The organism is Companilactobacillus sp., assembly GCF_022484265.1.
In the GTDB taxonomy this organism is placed as follows: domain Bacteria; phylum Bacillota; class Bacilli; order Lactobacillales; family Lactobacillaceae; genus Companilactobacillus.
Genome location: NZ_JAKVLR010000001.1, coordinates 40299 through 57369 on the forward strand (window position 1 = coordinate 40299; position 17071 = coordinate 57369).

Sequence of the window (17071 nt, forward strand, 5' to 3'; positions counted from 1 at the left end):
TTAACAATTATGATATATATCATATAAAAAAATGAGCATTTTATGTGCCACTTTTTCATATTAGCCTTATAATGGGGTCGTAAATTCAAGGAGGTTATTTGACATGACAGAAATTTTAAATGACGCAGACATTGCAAAGGAACCTGAAATTTTGAATACACCAATGAAAGATGCATTTGACTGGAGCGACGACAAGACCGACGTTCGTGATGCAATTTGGGACAACTTTATGGAAAACAATAACCATAGCACAGACAAGACTGTTGAAGCTATGAAGCCATTTTTGGATATGAGCGAAGATGACGTAAGAGACTACGTTGAAAAGAATTTGAAAAAATAATAAAAACGCATAATAATTATAAAAAATCTCTGTGATCGAAAGATTCAGAGATTTTTTGTTTGTTCTAAAATTAAAGAAATAATGGTCAAATAGCCGTCATTTGACGAAAATAAAAATAAATTTGAGTAAAAACAGCAAATCAGTATCTATTTTTGTCAAAAACATGTATACTCACATTATTGTATTAAGAGTTGGTTAGAGATTTAATTTTTCGTACGAATGGTTAACTTCTGAACTTAGCTTAACAATGCAAAAATATTGCGCAAAAGCGCTGGAGGTTCTCATTCATGGAACAAGGAACAGTTAAATGGTTTAACCCTGATAAAGGTTTTGGTTTTATTACTCGCGAAGATGGTAGTGACGTATTTGCTCACTTCTCAGCTATCCAAGGTGAAGGATTCAAGACTTTAGACGAAGGTCAACACGTAACATTCGACGTAGAAGACGGCGAACGTGGACCACAAGCTGCTAACATCGTTAAAGACTAATTAGTAGTTTACTTAAGAAAGACACGATAATTCGTGTCTTTTTTTTCTACTTAGACTAAGCACCAAGGGTGCTTAGTCTAAGTATACGGCGATGTTCAAAGAACATCGGCGCTTCCTTTAAAAAAAATATAGAAATTCCAGATAGTTAGTACAACGCTAATTGTCTGGAATTTTTTTTGAGATCAATAATCGCTTGAAAATACGAACACATGTTCGTATAATGAATTTAAAAGGTTGGTGATTTCAATGGAACGAATTGTCCCGCGGGATAAATGGCTATATAACGATCGTGGCATGATGAAGTGGATGGGCTGGTTGTTGAGTGATCACAGTGCATTTATGGAAGGAGAAAAGAATAAGGAGAACTTACAGCCAATATTGCCACAAATGGGAGTTGTTGATATCAGCGACCGTTTGCAACAAGCATGGGAATCAGCTGATTATGTCTCAATTCAATTAAACGTTTTGAATCACGATAACTTTGTCCCTGAGTTAGTGGGGGTAGTAGTCGGATTTGATGCAGGTAGGATTTATTTGCAAATGGATAGCGGGGAAACCAAATTACTTAGAGTAGAAGAAATTCGTTCAGTTATTCCAGTCAGAGAAGATAAATGGTGGAATGATGATAAATAAAAAAAGCCGAACCAGTTTTATCTGGTCCGACTCGTGATAGGGAAATTAATCTGTAATTTCTTTGATTTGTTTTCTAAGTTTATTTTGATAAGTGATGATCCAGAGGTCATTAGGATATTGAGCCATGATATTATCACAAAATTTGACCGGATCAGATCCGATGATATTTTCAACTGGAACATTTTCAGCTGAACTCTCTTGGAACATATGCAAGACAGCTTCAAGGGCGTCCATGAATCCCTCGCCCTTAGCAAAATTCCACATATATTTTTCGATGGCCTTCATAGCCTCATCATATGGTTGTGGCAAAGCATCAGTATCTTTTTTAAAATTGCGATAACGTTGCTTGTCTCCTAAGATTTTTTTTAAAAAGTTTGGCATGTTTATTTATCCTCCAATTGCTGCATTTTTTCTGCCAAAAAAGTCCATTTGGTCCAGAATTCTTTTAAATATTTTTCACCATTTTCGTTTAGTCGATAAAATTTTCGTTGTGGACCGACATCTGACTTTCGACGTTCAACCGTCAATAAATTCTTTTTCTCAAGTCGTAGGAGAACTGTATAAACAGTTCCTTCCACAATATCTTCAAATCCAAAATCAATCAGATAATTGGTGATCTCATACCCGTAAGTTTCGCCTTTGCTGATATGCTGCAAGACGATTCCTTCCAGTGATCCTTTTAGTAGCTCAGTTAATCCTTTCATGACTTATCCCTTCATTTACCAGCAGCAAAGACACTACTGAGTATTGCTAAGTACAGGTACATAGTATTACACAGTAGTGTGACTGTCAACAATTATTTTTGGATGATCATATTGAAAATACGAACACATGTTCGTATAATTATTTTTAAAAGATGAGGTGAGTACTAATGGTAAACCCACTTGATGATCCTGAGCGCTTGCCAGTCAGAGATATTATGTGCATTGACTGTAAGTCATTCTATGCCAGTACGGAAGCCATTAGACGCGGAGAATTTCCCTTGGCGGCTAAAATAGCAGTCCTGTCTCGTGCTGAATCAAACGGTGGACTGATTTTAGCAGCTTCTCCAGATACTAAGAAAGATTATGGAGTTAAATTGGGAACGCGTAAATTTGAGATTACTCCTGATATGGATATCGAATTAGCAGCTCCGCACATGGCTGATTACATCAAATTGAATTATCGAATCAACAAAATTTTTCGACAATTTACAGATGATCAGCATTGGTATGTATATAGTGTCGACGAGTCATTTATTGACTGCACCCATAGTCATGATTTGTTTGGAAGCAATGAAGAGATCGCAGATAAAATCCAAAAGAAAGTTTTTAAGGAAACAGGGATCGTTACCACGATTGGCATTGGTCCTAATCCATTGATGGCCAAGTTAGCTTTAGACAATGCTGCTAAGGTTAAAGCTCCTTGGCGGGCTACATGGAGCTATGAGGACGTTCCTGAGACGATTTGGAAGATTGGTTCGTTAACTGACTTTTGGTCGATTGGAGCGAAGACAGCAGCCAAATTGGAACATATGGGGATACATTCTATTTATGACTTGGCACATTCTGATCGAAAAAAGCTTAATCAGAAGTTCGGAGTTTTAGGAGACGCTCTGTATTTTCACAGCTGGGGAATCGATTATTCAGATCTAGCTAGAAGATACGTACCACGTGAGGACAATAAAGGTTACGGAAACAGTCAGGTCTTGATGCGAGATTATTCTACTGTTGAAGATATTGAAACAGTCTTATTTGAAATTGCTGATCAAGTGGCGACGAGACTGCGTAAACATAAAGTTCAAGGAGAGGTCATTGGCATTTCGGTAGGATTTTCAGAGCCTAATGAACATAATCAACGCGGATGGAGTGCCCAAACTACTGTCGATCCAACTAATCAAACTAACGATTTGATCAGAGCAGTCAAATATTTATTTGAGAAGAAATGGCAGGGAGAATCGTTAAGAAATTTGGGGGTTCGTGTTAACCGAGTCAGCAAGCCCAGTTCAGTTCAACTGTCGCTATTTGAAAATGCCGAGAAACATGAAGCTAATTTGAAATTGGAGCATACGATTGATCAAATTAGAGATCGTTATGGATACAAATCAATTGTTCGTGGATACAGTAAAAAGGATGCTGGTACCGCAATTGAGAGATCTAAGTTGGTAGGAGGGCATCAAGCATAAAAAATAATTTTAAAATAAATACCGCAATTTTATGATAATTGAAAATTTTGAATAATCTTCATTTAAAAATCAATCTGTAAATAGATTGATTTTTATTTTTATTGATTTAAAAAGAATTATTTAACATTGACCTCCGGTCAAATTTAAATTAAAATACTTGTAAATTGACCAACGGTCATTTATAAAAAAGGGATTTCTTATGACAAACATTTATACATTAGACCAAAAAAACGCTAAACGACAAGCAATTATGAAGGCTGCTGTACGTCTATTTAAAACAAAAGGATATTCTGAAATAACGATGAAACGTATCGCTGAGACTATAGGCATATCAAAAGGAACAACTTTCAATTATTTTTCAACTAAAGAAGATCTTTTTATGAGTATCCTTTTAGAAAGTTATCAACAATTTTTTGCTGATTTGTTGATCAAAATGGATGGATATGAATCTATTGATCAAAAAACGTATATCAATTTTATGGTTGAACAAACCGAAAATCTAATTCAAAACTATGATGTTTTAGTTCGATTGAATTCAATTAGAGGTCCAATCTTAGAGGGAAATGCAAATATGGATGAGACGGTTGTAAAGCGTAATGATTTATATGAAATTAGCAAAAAATTAGGCCAGAAATTAGTTGAGAAGACTAATGGTTTGTTGAATCAAATGCAATTTAGTCACATGTTTGTTATTCAAAGTGGAATTATTAGTGGTTTGATGAATATGTCATCACTTGCAAAGTTTAATCACGAGGATTTAAAAGTTGATTATCCAGATTTTGAAATTAAATTGGTACCAGAGGCGCAACAACAAATGCGCTATTACTTAACAGAATATTTAAAGGAATTAAAGAAAAATGAATGAAGAACAAATAAGAAATTTTGCAATTATTGCTCATATCGATCATGGCAAATCGACATTAGCCGATAGGATCATGGAACTTACGCATACTGTCAGCAAAAGAGACAGTCAGGCACAATTGTTAGATGATATGGAAGTAGAAAAAGAGCATGGGGTTACCGTTAAAGCCCGAACAGTAAGAAATTATTATTCAGCAAATGATGGAAAGGAATATGAATTTAATTTGATCGATACTCCTGGTCATGTAGATTTTAATTATGAGGTATCAAAAAGTCTTGCCGCTACTGAAGGTGCAATTCTTTTAGTTGATGCTACTCAAGGAGTCCAAGCTCAAACAATTGCTAATTATCGGATTGCTAAACAAAATGATCTAGTTATTATTCCAGTTATTAATAAAGTAGATATAGATTCCGCAGATATCGAACAGACCCAAAAGCAATTAAATGACTTAGATCCGTCTTTTACTAAGGAAAATATATTATTGATCTCTGCCAAAACTGGAGATGGCGTTCCTTTGGTATTAGAGGAAATCAAAAATCGTATACCTGCTCCGCAAGGTGATGATACTAAAACTTTAAAGGCTTTAATTTTTGACTCCATATACGACTCTTATCAAGGAATAATAGTTTATGTTCGCCTGATTGACGGAAATATACACCAAAATGATGAATTATATTTAATGCAGGCACAAACGGCCTTTAAGTTAAAATCATTAGGAACCTTTTCTCCTGATTTACACGTAAAAAATGATTTAACTGCAGGTGAAGTTGGTTATGTTGTAACAGGATTAAAAGATCCTAAGGCAATTCGGGTTGGAGATACGCTTACTTTAAAAAACAATCCCACTTCTAAACCAGTAGTAGGATATCATCCAGCAAGTCAGATGGTATTTGCGGGGATTTATCCTAAAAATAATGATTACCCAGCTTTAAAAAACGCTATTTTGAAATTAAGTTTAAATGATACATCTTTTTTATTTGTCGAGGAACGTTCTGAAGCACTGGGAATGGGATTCCGATGTGGTTTTTTAGGTGCGTTTCACTTACAAATAATTCGAGAAAGGTTGTTTGATGAATTTCAATTAAATGTCTTAACAACAGCACCCAATGTAACGTATGAAGTTCTATTGAAAAATGGTCAAAGAATGAAAATAAACAATCCAGTTAATTTTCCTGTTTTTGGCTTAATTCAAGAGGTAAAGGAGCCTTTTGCCAAAGCTGAAATTACCACTCCAAATGAGACTTTAAATGCAGTTATGAAGTTGATCGACTCCCACAAGGGACAACTGCTTGATATGGGAAATGATGGTAATTTAATTGTTCTTACAATTAAGATCCCTTTGTCAGAGATTGCTTATCGATTTTTCTCAGAACTAAAATCTGTTTCACATGGTTATGCCAGTTTAAATACGGAGTTCTTGGATTATGAAGTCAGTGATTTAGTAAAAGTTGAAATCGATATGAATTATACGTCTGTTGATGCCTTGTCATTTATTGTTCACCGAAGCGACGTAAATGAAATGACTCAAAACTTAGTTCAGAAATTAAAATATGCTGTTCCCAGACAGCTTTATCCCACGCCTGTCCAAGCAATTGTTGAGGGTAAATCCATTGCTCGAGTTGATGTGCCACCATTAAGAAAAAATGCAGCTGTTAATGGAGAGTCGCGGAGCGTTTCAAAAAAAGCTGCATTGTTGAGACGACAGAGTATGAACAAACGTCGTTCCGCTAAAAGCAAAATAAAATTGCCACAAGATGTGTTTAATACAATTTTGGAACTATAGAATAAATCGATTCTGAATATACATTAAAAAAGGGCTTATCAGGGGTTTTATCATCTAAAATATGTGTTTTTGCACTACATTAAAATAGCTAAATAGAAGATTATTATGATGATTTCAGATTTAAAATATTTAGTTTGTAAAAGATGTTTATGTTGATTCACGGAACATATGTTCGTATAATTTGTTTGTATAGCTTTTCAATGGAGCAAAACTTGGATATTTGAAAGTTGTATTTGCTCGATATGAACAGATTTTTAAGGAGATATTGTTTTGTTATCGGAGTCAAAAGATTTAATCGAGAATTTTGATAAACACTTTTTAAGAAAGTATAAGTGGCGTTACAAATTATTGGTCGTCGACAATCACTTATTTAATTGCTATTCATTTTTTCTTCAAGCATATAGGTATGGCGATAAATTGCTCCACAGCTATGATCTATTGCAAATTCCGCATGATGAAAAATTATATCAACAGGTTTTGACGGATTTAAAGGCACATACGCAATTAAGCATTGAATTTCGGGATACGCATAAGCTAGTTCATCCGGGTAGGGAGATAACTGTCGATAAGAATCACGGACATTATTCTGGGTAAATAACATGCTATGTGAAAGTATTATCATGAGGTTAAAAGAAAACAAAATACTTAAAATTATTTTTTTGAATATTTTCTAAATAGACCAATTTGATTGAAAAGTTGATATGAAAACGTTTTTACAAACTATTTATGCAACCGTAGCCATCGTTGTTATATCAAACGGTATCCGATTTTGGAAAATATTTGTAAATTAATTTGACAAAATAATCACAAACACATAGAATACAATGTATTCGCTACCAGAATAATATTAATGATAAATGGAGGTAAACAATGATTATGAAATATCGTGTATATTTAGATACAGATTCACAATTGTTTACTGTCGTAGATACTAACAACGAAAACGTTTCTGCCAACGGTACAACAATTGAAGAAGCTGTCAGCAATTTAAAAGCAAAAGTAGCCTAACTAAAAAAAGCGTTGAAAACTCGTTTGAGCTTTCAACGCTTTATCATTTTAAAATGAATATGAATGTAAAACTAAAAGCAGACCGCAAGGTCTGCTTTTTAAGATTGAGTAAGTTTTTGATGGTTAGCATACAATACGCCCCAGATTCCAGGGATGAAGTAAAGCGATGAACCAAAGAAAGCTAGTACGATCAAGATGATAGGATAGATGTAAGAATTATCTCGGTGAAGATACTTGATCATGAAGAACGCCAATACCTGTTCACAAATGAAGAATATTGCCATGCCGATCACAGCAACAATCAAAATCATTTTTTCATTAGGAGCGTAATGATAATTAGGCACTCCCAACAGTAGTAAAGCAACGCCAATAACTGCGAATATAAAAATTACCGTAGAAATCCACCAAACGATCCATCCGGATTTTTGAACACTAGTAGAATTTTTCATTTAAATCCTCCCAAATACAGTTAATATTTAATTTAATTGTAGCATGCAATAATTATTTAAATTTATTGCGCAAAAATCTTGAAAAAACCTTAATATGCGCTGGATTTATTGAAATGACAGGAATGAAAATTGCATAATCATAGTAAGTACTCATCGGTCAAATGTGGGGAGTTTGTCCGATGATACTGTGAAAAAATGTGATTGGAGTTTTAAAAATGTTAAAAGAATTTCGAGATTTTATTAGTCGTGGCAATGTCATGGACTTGGCAGTCGGTGTAATTATGGGGGCTGCTTTCACGGCAATCGTAACATCATTGGTATCTAATTTGATCAACCCCTTGATCGGTTTGATTCTTGGAAAAATTGATTTATCGAACATGGTCGTAAAAGTTGCAGGTGCCAATTTTAAATATGGTAGTTTCATAGAATCTATCATCAATTTCTTGATCATCGCCTTGGTGGTATTTTTCTTAGTCAAAGGTGTAAACAAATTAATGCGGACTTCAAAGCCTGAAGAAAAAGCTGAGGAACCTTCAAAAGAAGACGAAATGATCAAATACTTAAAGAAAATCTCAGAGTCTGTAGATGCAAAAGATACAGAAAAATAAATATACTTTTACTGAAAATTAGAAGTATTCAAATCAATTAAATATGAAGAAAAACAGCTTTAAACCAATAATTTCTCTTTATTGTCTTGTAAAAAATGAAAATTCGAGTTACTATAATTAACACAAAATTAATTTTTTTCTAATCAGTGGAGGGAATAGATATGACAGATACAAAGAAAGTAGTACTAGCTTATTCAGGAGGTTTGGATACTTCTGTAGCCATTCCGTGGCTAAAAGATAAAGGATACGACGTTATTGCATGTTGTATTGATGTCGGCGAAGGAAAAGATCACGACTTTATTGAAAAGAAAGCTATTCAAGTAGGAGCCGTTGACGCTGTAACAATCGACGCAAAGGAAGAATTTGCTGACAATTATGCATTAGTTTCATTACAAGGTAACACTCTTTATGAAGACAGTTATCCTTTACTCTCTGCTCTATCCCGACCACTGATAGTTAAAAAATTAGTTGAAGTTGCAAATGAAAAGGGTGCTGTAGCCATTGCTCATGGTTGTACCGGAAAAGGTAACGACCAAGTTCGTTTTGAAGTAGGTATTCATGCTTTGGCTCCAGATTTGGACGTTTTGAGCCCAGTTAGAGATTGGCACTGGTCACGTGAAGAAGAAATCGACTATGCTAAGAAACATGACATTCCAGTTCCAATTAGCTTAGATTCACCATATTCAATCGATGCTAATATTTGGGGACGTGCTAACGAAGCCGGTGTTCTTGAAGATCCATGGGTTGAAGCACCAGAAGATGCATTTGGTTTAACAAAGCCAATCGAAGAAACACCCGATGAACCTACAACTTTGACAATCACTTTTGATAAAGGTGTTCCAGTTGCAGTTAATGGCGAAGAAATGTCATTTGCAACTATCATCGAAAAATTAAACGTTATTGCAGGAGACAATGGTGTCGGTAGAATTGACCACATCGAAAACAGACTTGTTGGTATCAAGTCACGTGAAATTTACGAATGTCCTGCAGCTATGGTCTTGATCAAAGCTCACAAGGAACTTGAAGATTTAACAACAGAACGTGACTTAGGTCATTTCAAACCAGTTATTGAAAAAGAATTAACAGAAATTATCTATAATGGTCTTTGGTTCTCACCATTGATGAACTCATTGTTGGCATTCTTGAAGGAAAGCCAAAAGAACGTTACTGGCGATATCAGATTAAACTTGTTCAAAGGTAATATCTGGATCCTTGGACGTAAATCAAAGAGCTCATTGTATGATAAAGATCTTGCTACATATACTTCAGCCGATTCATTCGACCAAGAAGCAGCTAAAGGATTTATCAAACTTTGGGGACTTCCAACACAAGTTCAAGCTCAAGTTGATGCCAAAAATGGTAAGAAACTAGTTAACGAGGACAAATAATGAGTACCAAAAAATTATGGGGTGGTCGTTTTCAAGCTCAAGCTGAAACTTGGGTCGATGAATTCGGTGCATCAATAAGTTTTGATCAACTCATGGCAGACGAAGATATCGAAGGTTCTTTAGCACACGTTAAGATGCTCAAAGAAACTAAGATCTTAAATGAATCAGATTGTGATCAGATTATTGCTGGGTTGGAAAATATCCAACAAGAGCTACATGATGGCAAACTTGATTTCACAGTTGAAAACGAAGATATTCATATGAATATTGAAAGTATTTTAACTGATGAGATTGGCCCGGTTGCAGGTAAATTGCATACTGGACGTTCAAGAAACGACCAAGTAGCGACTGATTTTCATTTGTATGTTAAGAATCGTCTACCTAAGATTATTGAAGAAATTCAAACGATTCAAAAGACATTGGTAGAATTAGCTGACAATAATGTCGAAACAATTATGCCGGGCTATACTCATCTTCAACATGCCCAACCTATTTCGTATGGACATTATTTGATGGCTTATTATTCAATGTTTAAGCGTGACGTTGAACGTTTCCAATTCAATATGAAACATGCTGACATTAGTCCATTGGGAGCTGCAGCCTTAGCTGGAACAACTTTCCCAATTGACCGTGAATTCACAGCTAAAGAATTAGGATTCGGCGATATTTATAGTAATTCGTTGGATGCTGTTTCTGATCGTGATTTCGCTCTCGAATTTTTGAGTAATGCATCGATTTTGATGATGCATCTATCGAGATTTTGTGAAGAAATCAGTATGTGGGTCAGTTACGAGTTCCAATATCTTGAACTCAGCGACAAGTACACCACGGGAAGTTCAATCATGCCACAGAAGAAAAATCCTGATATGGCTGAATTGATCCGTGGTAAGAGTGGACGTGTTTATGGTCACTTGCTAGGCTTGTTATCAACGATGAAATCATTGCCATTAGCCTATAATAAAGACCTTCAAGAAGATAAAGAGGGTACTTTTGACACGGTTAAGACGTTATTGCCTGCTTTGCGAGTATTTAACGGTATGATTTCAACGCTTAAGGTCAAAAAAGATAATATGCGTCATGCTACTGAAAATGATTTTTCAAATGCAACTGAACTGGCTGATTATTTAGCAACCAAGGGTATTCCTTTTAGAGAAGCTCATGGTATTGTTGGGCAATTAGTACTGAAGGGGCTAGAAACTCATCAAAATCTTCAAGACATCACTATGGAGGACTTCAAGAAGATCTCTCCTAAGATCGAAGAAGACGTTTATGAAGTTTTGAAACCAGAAGTAGCGGTTGAAAGAAGAAATTCATTAGGTGGTACAGGATTTGCTTCAGTGAGAAAGCAAATTGCGGACGCTAAAAAAGAATTAGATATTTAATGAAAAGAGCATAACCACTAGGGTTGTGCTCTTTTTTTGTGCAATTATTTAAACATTTCTTAAAACGATAAGTGAAATGATTAACGTTTAATTACGAATGCTATTATGTAAGCGTATTAAAAATATTATAGGGGTGAAACATTATGAGCGTTAAAGTAAGTAAGTTCATGTCCTCGCCAAGCAAGGTGTTCTACACTGCAGCATTGACAATTATTGTCATCATGTTGATTGGTACAGGATTTGACTGGCAGATTTCTCAAGCGATTATGAACCAAAATTCATGGTATGGAACAATTTTCCAAGACTTCGGTCTTTGGCCAATTCCATTTATTATCATGTTGAGTTCAATGGTCATTATTAATTATGGCTGGCGTTCTAAGAACAAGCCATGGTTTGTTCGTTGGAGCATGATCATTGGTGCATTCGTATTGTCAGGTTGGCAATTATGGGCTAATTATTTAAAGACGACCGTTTATTACGCATTAACTTTGAATGACAATATTAAAAAAGGATTACCAGTGGGGACTGCTAATAGCGATGGTGGTAATCTACATCTTTCATTTTTAGGCAATTTTACAGTTTGGATCATTATTTATTTAGTATTTTTCTTCATTACTCAAATTTGGCTTTCACATAAGTCAGATGAACAAATGGATTATTTAGTTAAGGTTGCAGTTGTTGCAACTTTAGCAGCAATCGTAGCCAACGATATGAACAGCGCTATGAAGACTTATTGGGGCAGATGGAGACCTTATGAGTTAGCAGGTAATCATACTCACTTTACTAATTGGTTCCAACCAAATGGTGCCAATGACCATATGAGTTTCCCATCAGGTCACACAACAGCTGCGGCAGGTATTATGTTGTTGCCAATGTTCGTTGATCGTGCCAACGTTAAATTGCAAAAGATCACATTCTGGTGCGGTTTGGCATATTGTATCTTGATGTGGGCTTCACGTGTTCGTGTTGGCGCACATTTCTTAACAGATGCTACTTCAGGTCTATGGACAGTTTGGTTCGTATTCTTCGTTGTATTAAGCATCACAGGTATGCATTTGGTAGAGTGGAAGAAAGATCCAATTCTCCAATAAGCACTATATATGGTGTATACCGAATTCAGTTATCACTATATATATGTAATAATTCTGGTATTTATATTTTTTGAATGATACACTAATAATCGTTGTTTTTAAAAAACGTTTAGAGGGTGTATTTAGTATGATGGTAATTAACGACTTCAAAGGATGGAGTAAGTCGAGTTACGGATTGTTAGCATTAGGGATCATCATGCAGGCAGTTATCTTAGTCACAGCAGGCGATTATTCGCCAATGACTTTGATCACCACCTTAGGTGCTGTCCTAGGTGTGACCTGTGTTTTAATGATCAGTAATCGTAAGGCAAGTAACGGAATTTTTGGGATTATCTCAGCCGTGATCATTATTGTGAATGCAATTATCAACAAAGTGTACGCTGATGCATTATTGCAATTCGCATATATTTTCGTACTGGATATTCCAGTATTGGTTGCTTGGACTAAGCATGAAGATGATACAGGTAGTGCCGAAGTATCTAAACCGCTACAAGGCTTTTTACAATGGGCCTATGCCATTGGTGGCATGGTATTGATCTGGGTAGTTTCATATTTTATTTTGAAACAATTTGGCGATACACAACCAGTTATGGATGCATTAGGTTTTTCAATTGGTATGATTGCATCGATCTTGTGCGTTAGAAGAATCAAAACACAATTTATCTTCTGGTTCGTCCAGGGAGTCGTTTCAATGATCCTTTGGATCAGAGCTTCGATGATAGCCGGAAACGGTCTGTTAAGTCCACTAGGCTTCATGTACGTTATCTACATGTTGAATGACTTAGTCGGATGGATCACTTGGACCAGAGCAGAACATAAAGAAAATGTAGCTGCACAAGCAGTTGATTAAAAAAACGGGACTTAATTCGTAATGAATTAGGGCCCGTTTTTTAGATGGAATCAGTTGCTTCCCATTGCCAATGGCTGTTGAATAAATTAGCTTGATGCGGATTGGCTATGTTCTTGTCAGTAGTTATTTTTAATGAAAGGTTGTCGTCAATTTCTTGAGAAAAATCTGTTGTATGCAAACGATTATTGTGGTCTGGTGCAGCGATCGTTGTGATATTGAACTTTTTTCCAACGGGAATGACAGAATTTTTCCAATAGACTGTGGCATTTAATTTTTGTTTATTTGAAGAATGTTTATTCGAATTCAAATAAAAATCCCCAATGGTTAAGTTGATTCTGACCCTGGGATCTTTAACCGTACGAGTGTCATTTACTAAAAACTGACCATCATAAGAAGGTTTAACTGAGACTGATCGATTGGGAATTAAGTTATGAGAGCCAAAATTGATTTTTCTAGGAGCGAAAAGAGATATTTTCCCCTCGGATAATTTGAAGAAAAATTTTGTCTGACCTTCATGACCATCAGGATCACGAATGATGAATTTGAGTGTGTGGACTTCATTGTCGTTGATGTCATTGACTGAAAAATCTTCAAACTCCCAACGATTAGCTTTACCAATTAGTTTGTTTTTTTCGCTAATTAAAACTGGTACTTCTGATTGATTGTCGATCTGGTAGAAAATATCAACCGTCTTACTATCAGCATCAGACCAAGCACCTGAAAAGTTGATCTGTTCATAATTAGGGGTATATGGATCATTCTTGGATGTGAATGAATCAGGTGATAGTACCTCAATTTGAGGTTCCTTCGTTGCTTTTGAGTCGATTAAAAAGACGGTTTTATGGACGTCCGAATCGTGATGGATTTTTTCGCCATTTTCTCCAATGCTAGTACTTCTAGCAATGACTCGGACAATATGTACACCAGCATTTAGATTATTTAATGGGATGTCAAAGCTCCAAGGATGGTTTTTGCCTTCGCTCATTTCAGAATCAGTTTGTGTATTCGATGATATTTTCTTGGCGTGATCCATATTTTTATCATCCAAAGTGTATAAGATATCAACTTTATTGTTAAGGTAGTCAAACCAACTTCCTTTTAATGAATAAAATTTAGCTTTATTTTCTGTTATGTCGGGATCATCTTCAGTTCCATAATCTGCTAAGACAATATTTGGATGCTGCTTAGCTTTGATATCAAGATGAGTCGTGTATGACATGCTGACTTTCTCATTTAAATCTAAATTTGTATTTTCAGTATGCATTGAGACTCCAGAATTAAAGTGTCGGTTGATCCATGGTTCACCTGCTCCAGGGTCTTTTCTGGCTTTATCACCTTGATCATAAATATTTTTGAAAACATTTGGCAGATTATCCATCGAAGAATCTTTTGCCGACCAAGGGAATTGTTCATTGATAAAATACCAGGGTCTTGTACCACGACCAGCCCAAGCGTAAGGAGAGTCATGTTCACGATTTAATTTAAATTCTAATTTTCCACCAAAATCAGGATTGACAGCATAAAGTCCTTCGTGTACTCCCAGAGAATGCAAAATATTATTTGAACCATTTTTAACGATTTTATCGTTTTTTATGAAAGTAATGTCACGAAAAATATAGCCAGTGAAATTATTCAATTTTTGATTACCAACATTTATGAAGTCAGTATGTACTTCGACGTCATTATTATTGTTGAAACGTTGCGTGATTTGAATTTTTATTTGATATTTCTTTTTACTCAACCAATTTGGTCGATAGAACTGTTCAAATACTAACCGTTGTTCTTCAAGTCCCGTTTCAGGATCAATTCGGGAAAATAATTTCACGGAGTTAGCCTTAATACCTTCATCACCAATGCCTAATGCGTCTGGGCCACTGATATTTGGAGTCAATGAATTTCGATTAGTATGATCGTAATTGCGGATGTTAGTGGTTGTGAAATTGTAAAACGAACCTGAGTTGCCATTAATTGGCGCATCTCCATTAGTGGTCGTGTAATAGGTGTTTTTTGATTTTTCATCCATATCTTCATAAAGATCCCCATTTTGTGGAACAGTAATAATACCCGAATTTGCAGCAGTGACGTTGTTGATTCTTGGTCCATTGCCCCATACAGTAGTTTTATTGACAGCATTTTTTATCGTCATATTTTGAAGCGCGTAATTCAAGGATCCAAAATAGAGGACGGGTGTATTAATACAACCATCCGATTGTGCTTTTGAAGGAAATCCAGAGCTGACAAATAGGCGGTCTTTTGCTTTCCAGCCATCATCTTTGCTGCGCTGATCATAATCATCTATCTGAGGAAGCGTGTCATCTTCAGCTTCATTAATGATTTCTTCTTCAGTCGGTAGGTTAGTTTCAGTTTCGTTAGTCTGATTTGTTTCGGATGTTTGCGTTGTGGTTTCTGTGTTCAAATGTTCCTTAGTTTCTGATTTGGATGAAAATCCATATAAAATAATGCAAAAACATAGGCAGATCATAGTTAACAGAAGAGGTAAGTGTTTAATGCTTTTCATAGTTATCTCCTTTGTAAGCGAAATCAGTCTGAATCTCACATTAACATGGAAGTTGATGGGAAAAGTATTAATATACGTTGAATATCGTATGGATTGGTGGATCGAATTTTATTTTGAAAATTGTATGCTGAATAAATGGAATAATAAAAAACCACTCGTCATGAGTGGCTTAAATTCTTAAAGCGATTCAGTTAATGACCAAGTCCATTCACTTATGAAGTGACCTTGCTTAACAGGTTTGTCGCTCTTTATTTTTAAATGAATATTTTTTTTAAAGAGATCGTTCAATATTACTCGATTCTTTTTCTCAAAGTTTTCGAAAGTGTATTCTTCTTGTTCTCTTAATTCGCGATTTTTCCAATACAATTGGGTATCTAGGATATTATCAGAATCATTTTTAAGCTTAAATTCTTCTGTTTTAAAGCTAATGTTGACTGGTGTATCACGTTTTTCCATTCTACGGTGGTCATCAACAATCAAATTTTCAGTAAAACTGGGTTTAGCGTCTGTCTCTGAATTAGGTGCCATATGTTTTACACCAAAATTGATATCTCCTGGTGCATATATGCTAATGGTTCCATCTGGAAGATTGTGTTCATCATTATTTTTCATCTGAATATACAACGTTTTAGATACTACCATTCCGAAGTCATTTCTTACGGTAAATTTAATTGGAATGATTCCTTGATAAGTCATAAATTCAGATAAATCAAGGTCTTTCAAGTGCCAAGGAACTGGTTTATTGTTTCCTTTCACATCATCAGGAATCTCTAATGGTTTTTCGTCTCCACCATTAACCTGATAGGTAAGCCAGAAGTTATTTGTTTGTTCTGCTGAAGAATCTTTGTTCTGAACAATACCTGAAACGTCGATTGAATCAACAAAATCTAAATCTTTTCTAGGTTCGTATGGATCTGATTCAGAATGACCACTAATCGGTCTGAAAATTTTTAGTTCTAATTCAGGGATGATCTCTTCACGTTCAGGTATCATCACATAAAAGCTTTCAATTTTTGATACGCGTTTCGATTTATTTTCATCAAGTTTTCTTGAAGATACCGGTTCATCATCTGCGTTATTTGGATCTAATTCTTCGACATTTTCAACAGCATCATAGGCAACAACGGATATCTTTTGTAGGCCTGAACCTAATTCATTTAGTGGGATTGTTTTGTCCCAATTTTGAGGAACACCGTTATGCATATCATCTTTAGATTGGTGATATGGATTTTCTTGAACGAATTTACCATTTTTGATAATTTTTTCTGGCGTTAATCCATCATCCTCATCGATTGCATCTTCAGTATGATATTTAATATTTACATCTTGATTTCGATCATATCTCCAATCACCAAGTAATTTGATTTCATTTTCTTCAGGTTTTAATACATAAGGTCGACCTTTTGTACCTTCGTTTTCCAAATTTAAGATAGGGGCTTCGTCTTTTTCAATCATATTCACTGCATATGTCATCGAGACCTGATCTTGTAAATGGAGAGGTTGATTT

Annotated in this window: 17 protein-coding genes; 12 read left to right on the plus strand and 5 right to left on the minus strand. The window is 35.3% G+C overall.

The window, feature by feature from the left end; genetic code table 11:
* Window positions 1–103 precede the first annotated feature (103 nt).
* The 3 genes from LKF16_RS00195 (at window position 104) to LKF16_RS00205 (ending at window position 1461) form a co-directional block, all read left to right on the plus strand.
* Complete coding sequence (locus LKF16_RS00195; RefSeq protein ID WP_291471798.1) at window positions 104–340, plus strand: P8 family protein; 237 nt, start codon at window positions 104–106, stop codon at window positions 338–340.
* Between the two features lie 287 nt (window positions 341–627).
* Window positions 628–828, plus strand: coding sequence for a cold-shock protein (locus LKF16_RS00200; protein WP_291471800.1), 201 nt, complete (start codon window positions 628–630; stop codon window positions 826–828).
* 246 nt (window positions 829–1074) lie between these two features.
* Window positions 1075–1461 (plus strand): DNA-directed RNA polymerase subunit beta, encoded by a 387-nt coding sequence (locus LKF16_RS00205; RefSeq protein ID WP_291471801.1) that lies wholly within the window; start codon window positions 1075–1077, stop codon window positions 1459–1461.
* 45 nt (window positions 1462–1506) lie between these two features.
* Here the strand turns inward: LKF16_RS00205 and LKF16_RS00210 are convergent, their stop codons facing one another.
* Window positions 1507–1842 (minus strand): DUF1048 domain-containing protein, encoded by a 336-nt coding sequence (locus LKF16_RS00210; RefSeq protein ID WP_291471802.1) that lies wholly within the window; start codon window positions 1840–1842, stop codon window positions 1507–1509.
* 2 nt (window positions 1843–1844) lie between these two features.
* On the minus strand, window positions 1845–2165 hold the full coding sequence (locus LKF16_RS00215; protein WP_291471803.1) for a PadR family transcriptional regulator: 321 nt from the start codon (window positions 2163–2165) through the stop codon (window positions 1845–1847).
* Window positions 2166–2332: 167 nt separating this feature from the next.
* On the opposite strand from LKF16_RS00215, the gene LKF16_RS00220 reads away from it, so the two are divergent.
* The 4 genes from LKF16_RS00220 (at window position 2333) to LKF16_RS00235 (ending at window position 7278) form a co-directional block, all read left to right on the plus strand.
* Window positions 2333–3625, plus strand: coding sequence for a Y-family DNA polymerase (locus tag LKF16_RS00220; RefSeq protein ID WP_291471805.1), 1293 nt, complete (start codon window positions 2333–2335; stop codon window positions 3623–3625).
* A gap of 199 nt (window positions 3626–3824) precedes the next feature.
* A complete protein-coding gene (locus tag LKF16_RS00225) occupies window positions 3825–4490 on the plus strand; it encodes a TetR/AcrR family transcriptional regulator (protein WP_291471806.1) in 666 nt (221 codons plus the stop codon).
* Entirely contained in the window at window positions 4483–6270 is a 1788-nt protein-coding gene (lepA, locus tag LKF16_RS00230; RefSeq protein ID WP_291471808.1) for a translation elongation factor 4, read from the plus strand. Before LKF16_RS00225 ends, lepA begins: the two co-directional genes overlap by 8 nt.
* 870 nt (window positions 6271–7140) lie before the next feature.
* Window positions 7141–7278, plus strand: coding sequence for a hypothetical protein (locus tag LKF16_RS00235; protein ID WP_291472185.1), 138 nt, complete (start codon window positions 7141–7143; stop codon window positions 7276–7278).
* Window positions 7279–7376: 98 nt separating this feature from the next.
* On the opposite strand, the gene LKF16_RS00240 is transcribed toward LKF16_RS00235, so the two are convergent.
* On the minus strand, window positions 7377–7727 hold the full coding sequence (locus LKF16_RS00240; RefSeq protein ID WP_291471810.1) for a hypothetical protein: 351 nt from the start codon (window positions 7725–7727) through the stop codon (window positions 7377–7379).
* A 215-nt stretch (window positions 7728–7942) separates the two neighbouring features.
* On the opposite strand from LKF16_RS00240, the gene mscL reads away from it, so the two are divergent.
* The 5 genes from mscL to pnuC all read left to right on the plus strand — a co-directional run bounded on the left by mscL (window position 7943) and on the right by pnuC (window position 13046).
* Complete coding sequence (gene mscL / locus LKF16_RS00245) at window positions 7943–8335, plus strand: large-conductance mechanosensitive channel protein MscL (RefSeq protein WP_291471811.1); 393 nt, start codon at window positions 7943–7945, stop codon at window positions 8333–8335.
* Window positions 8336–8496: 161 nt separating this feature from the next.
* Window positions 8497–9723 (plus strand): argininosuccinate synthase, encoded by a 1227-nt coding sequence (locus LKF16_RS00250; RefSeq protein ID WP_291471813.1) that lies wholly within the window; start codon window positions 8497–8499, stop codon window positions 9721–9723.
* Window positions 9723–11105 (plus strand): argininosuccinate lyase, encoded by a 1383-nt coding sequence (argH, locus tag LKF16_RS00255; protein ID WP_291471814.1) that lies wholly within the window; start codon window positions 9723–9725, stop codon window positions 11103–11105. The genes LKF16_RS00250 and argH overlap by 1 nt, the downstream gene beginning before the upstream one ends.
* A 143-nt stretch (window positions 11106–11248) precedes the next feature.
* On the plus strand, window positions 11249–12196 hold the full coding sequence (locus tag LKF16_RS00260; RefSeq protein WP_291471815.1) for a phosphatase PAP2 family protein: 948 nt from the start codon (window positions 11249–11251) through the stop codon (window positions 12194–12196).
* A gap of 127 nt (window positions 12197–12323) precedes the next feature.
* Window positions 12324–13046, plus strand: coding sequence for a nicotinamide riboside transporter PnuC (gene pnuC / locus LKF16_RS00265; RefSeq protein WP_291471816.1), 723 nt, complete (start codon window positions 12324–12326; stop codon window positions 13044–13046).
* Window positions 13047–13086: 40 nt separating this feature from the next.
* Here the strand turns inward: pnuC and LKF16_RS00270 are convergent, their stop codons facing one another.
* The gene (locus LKF16_RS00270) at window positions 13087–15564 is read right to left on the minus strand and encodes a hypothetical protein (protein WP_291471817.1); all 2478 of its coding nucleotides are present in this window, start codon (window positions 15562–15564) and stop codon (window positions 13087–13089) included.
* A 177-nt stretch (window positions 15565–15741) separates the two neighbouring features.
* Window positions 15742–17037, minus strand: a complete 1296-nt coding sequence (locus LKF16_RS00275) for a hypothetical protein (protein WP_291471818.1) — start codon at window positions 17035–17037, stop codon at window positions 15742–15744.
* Between the last annotated feature and the right edge of the window lie 34 nt (window positions 17038–17071).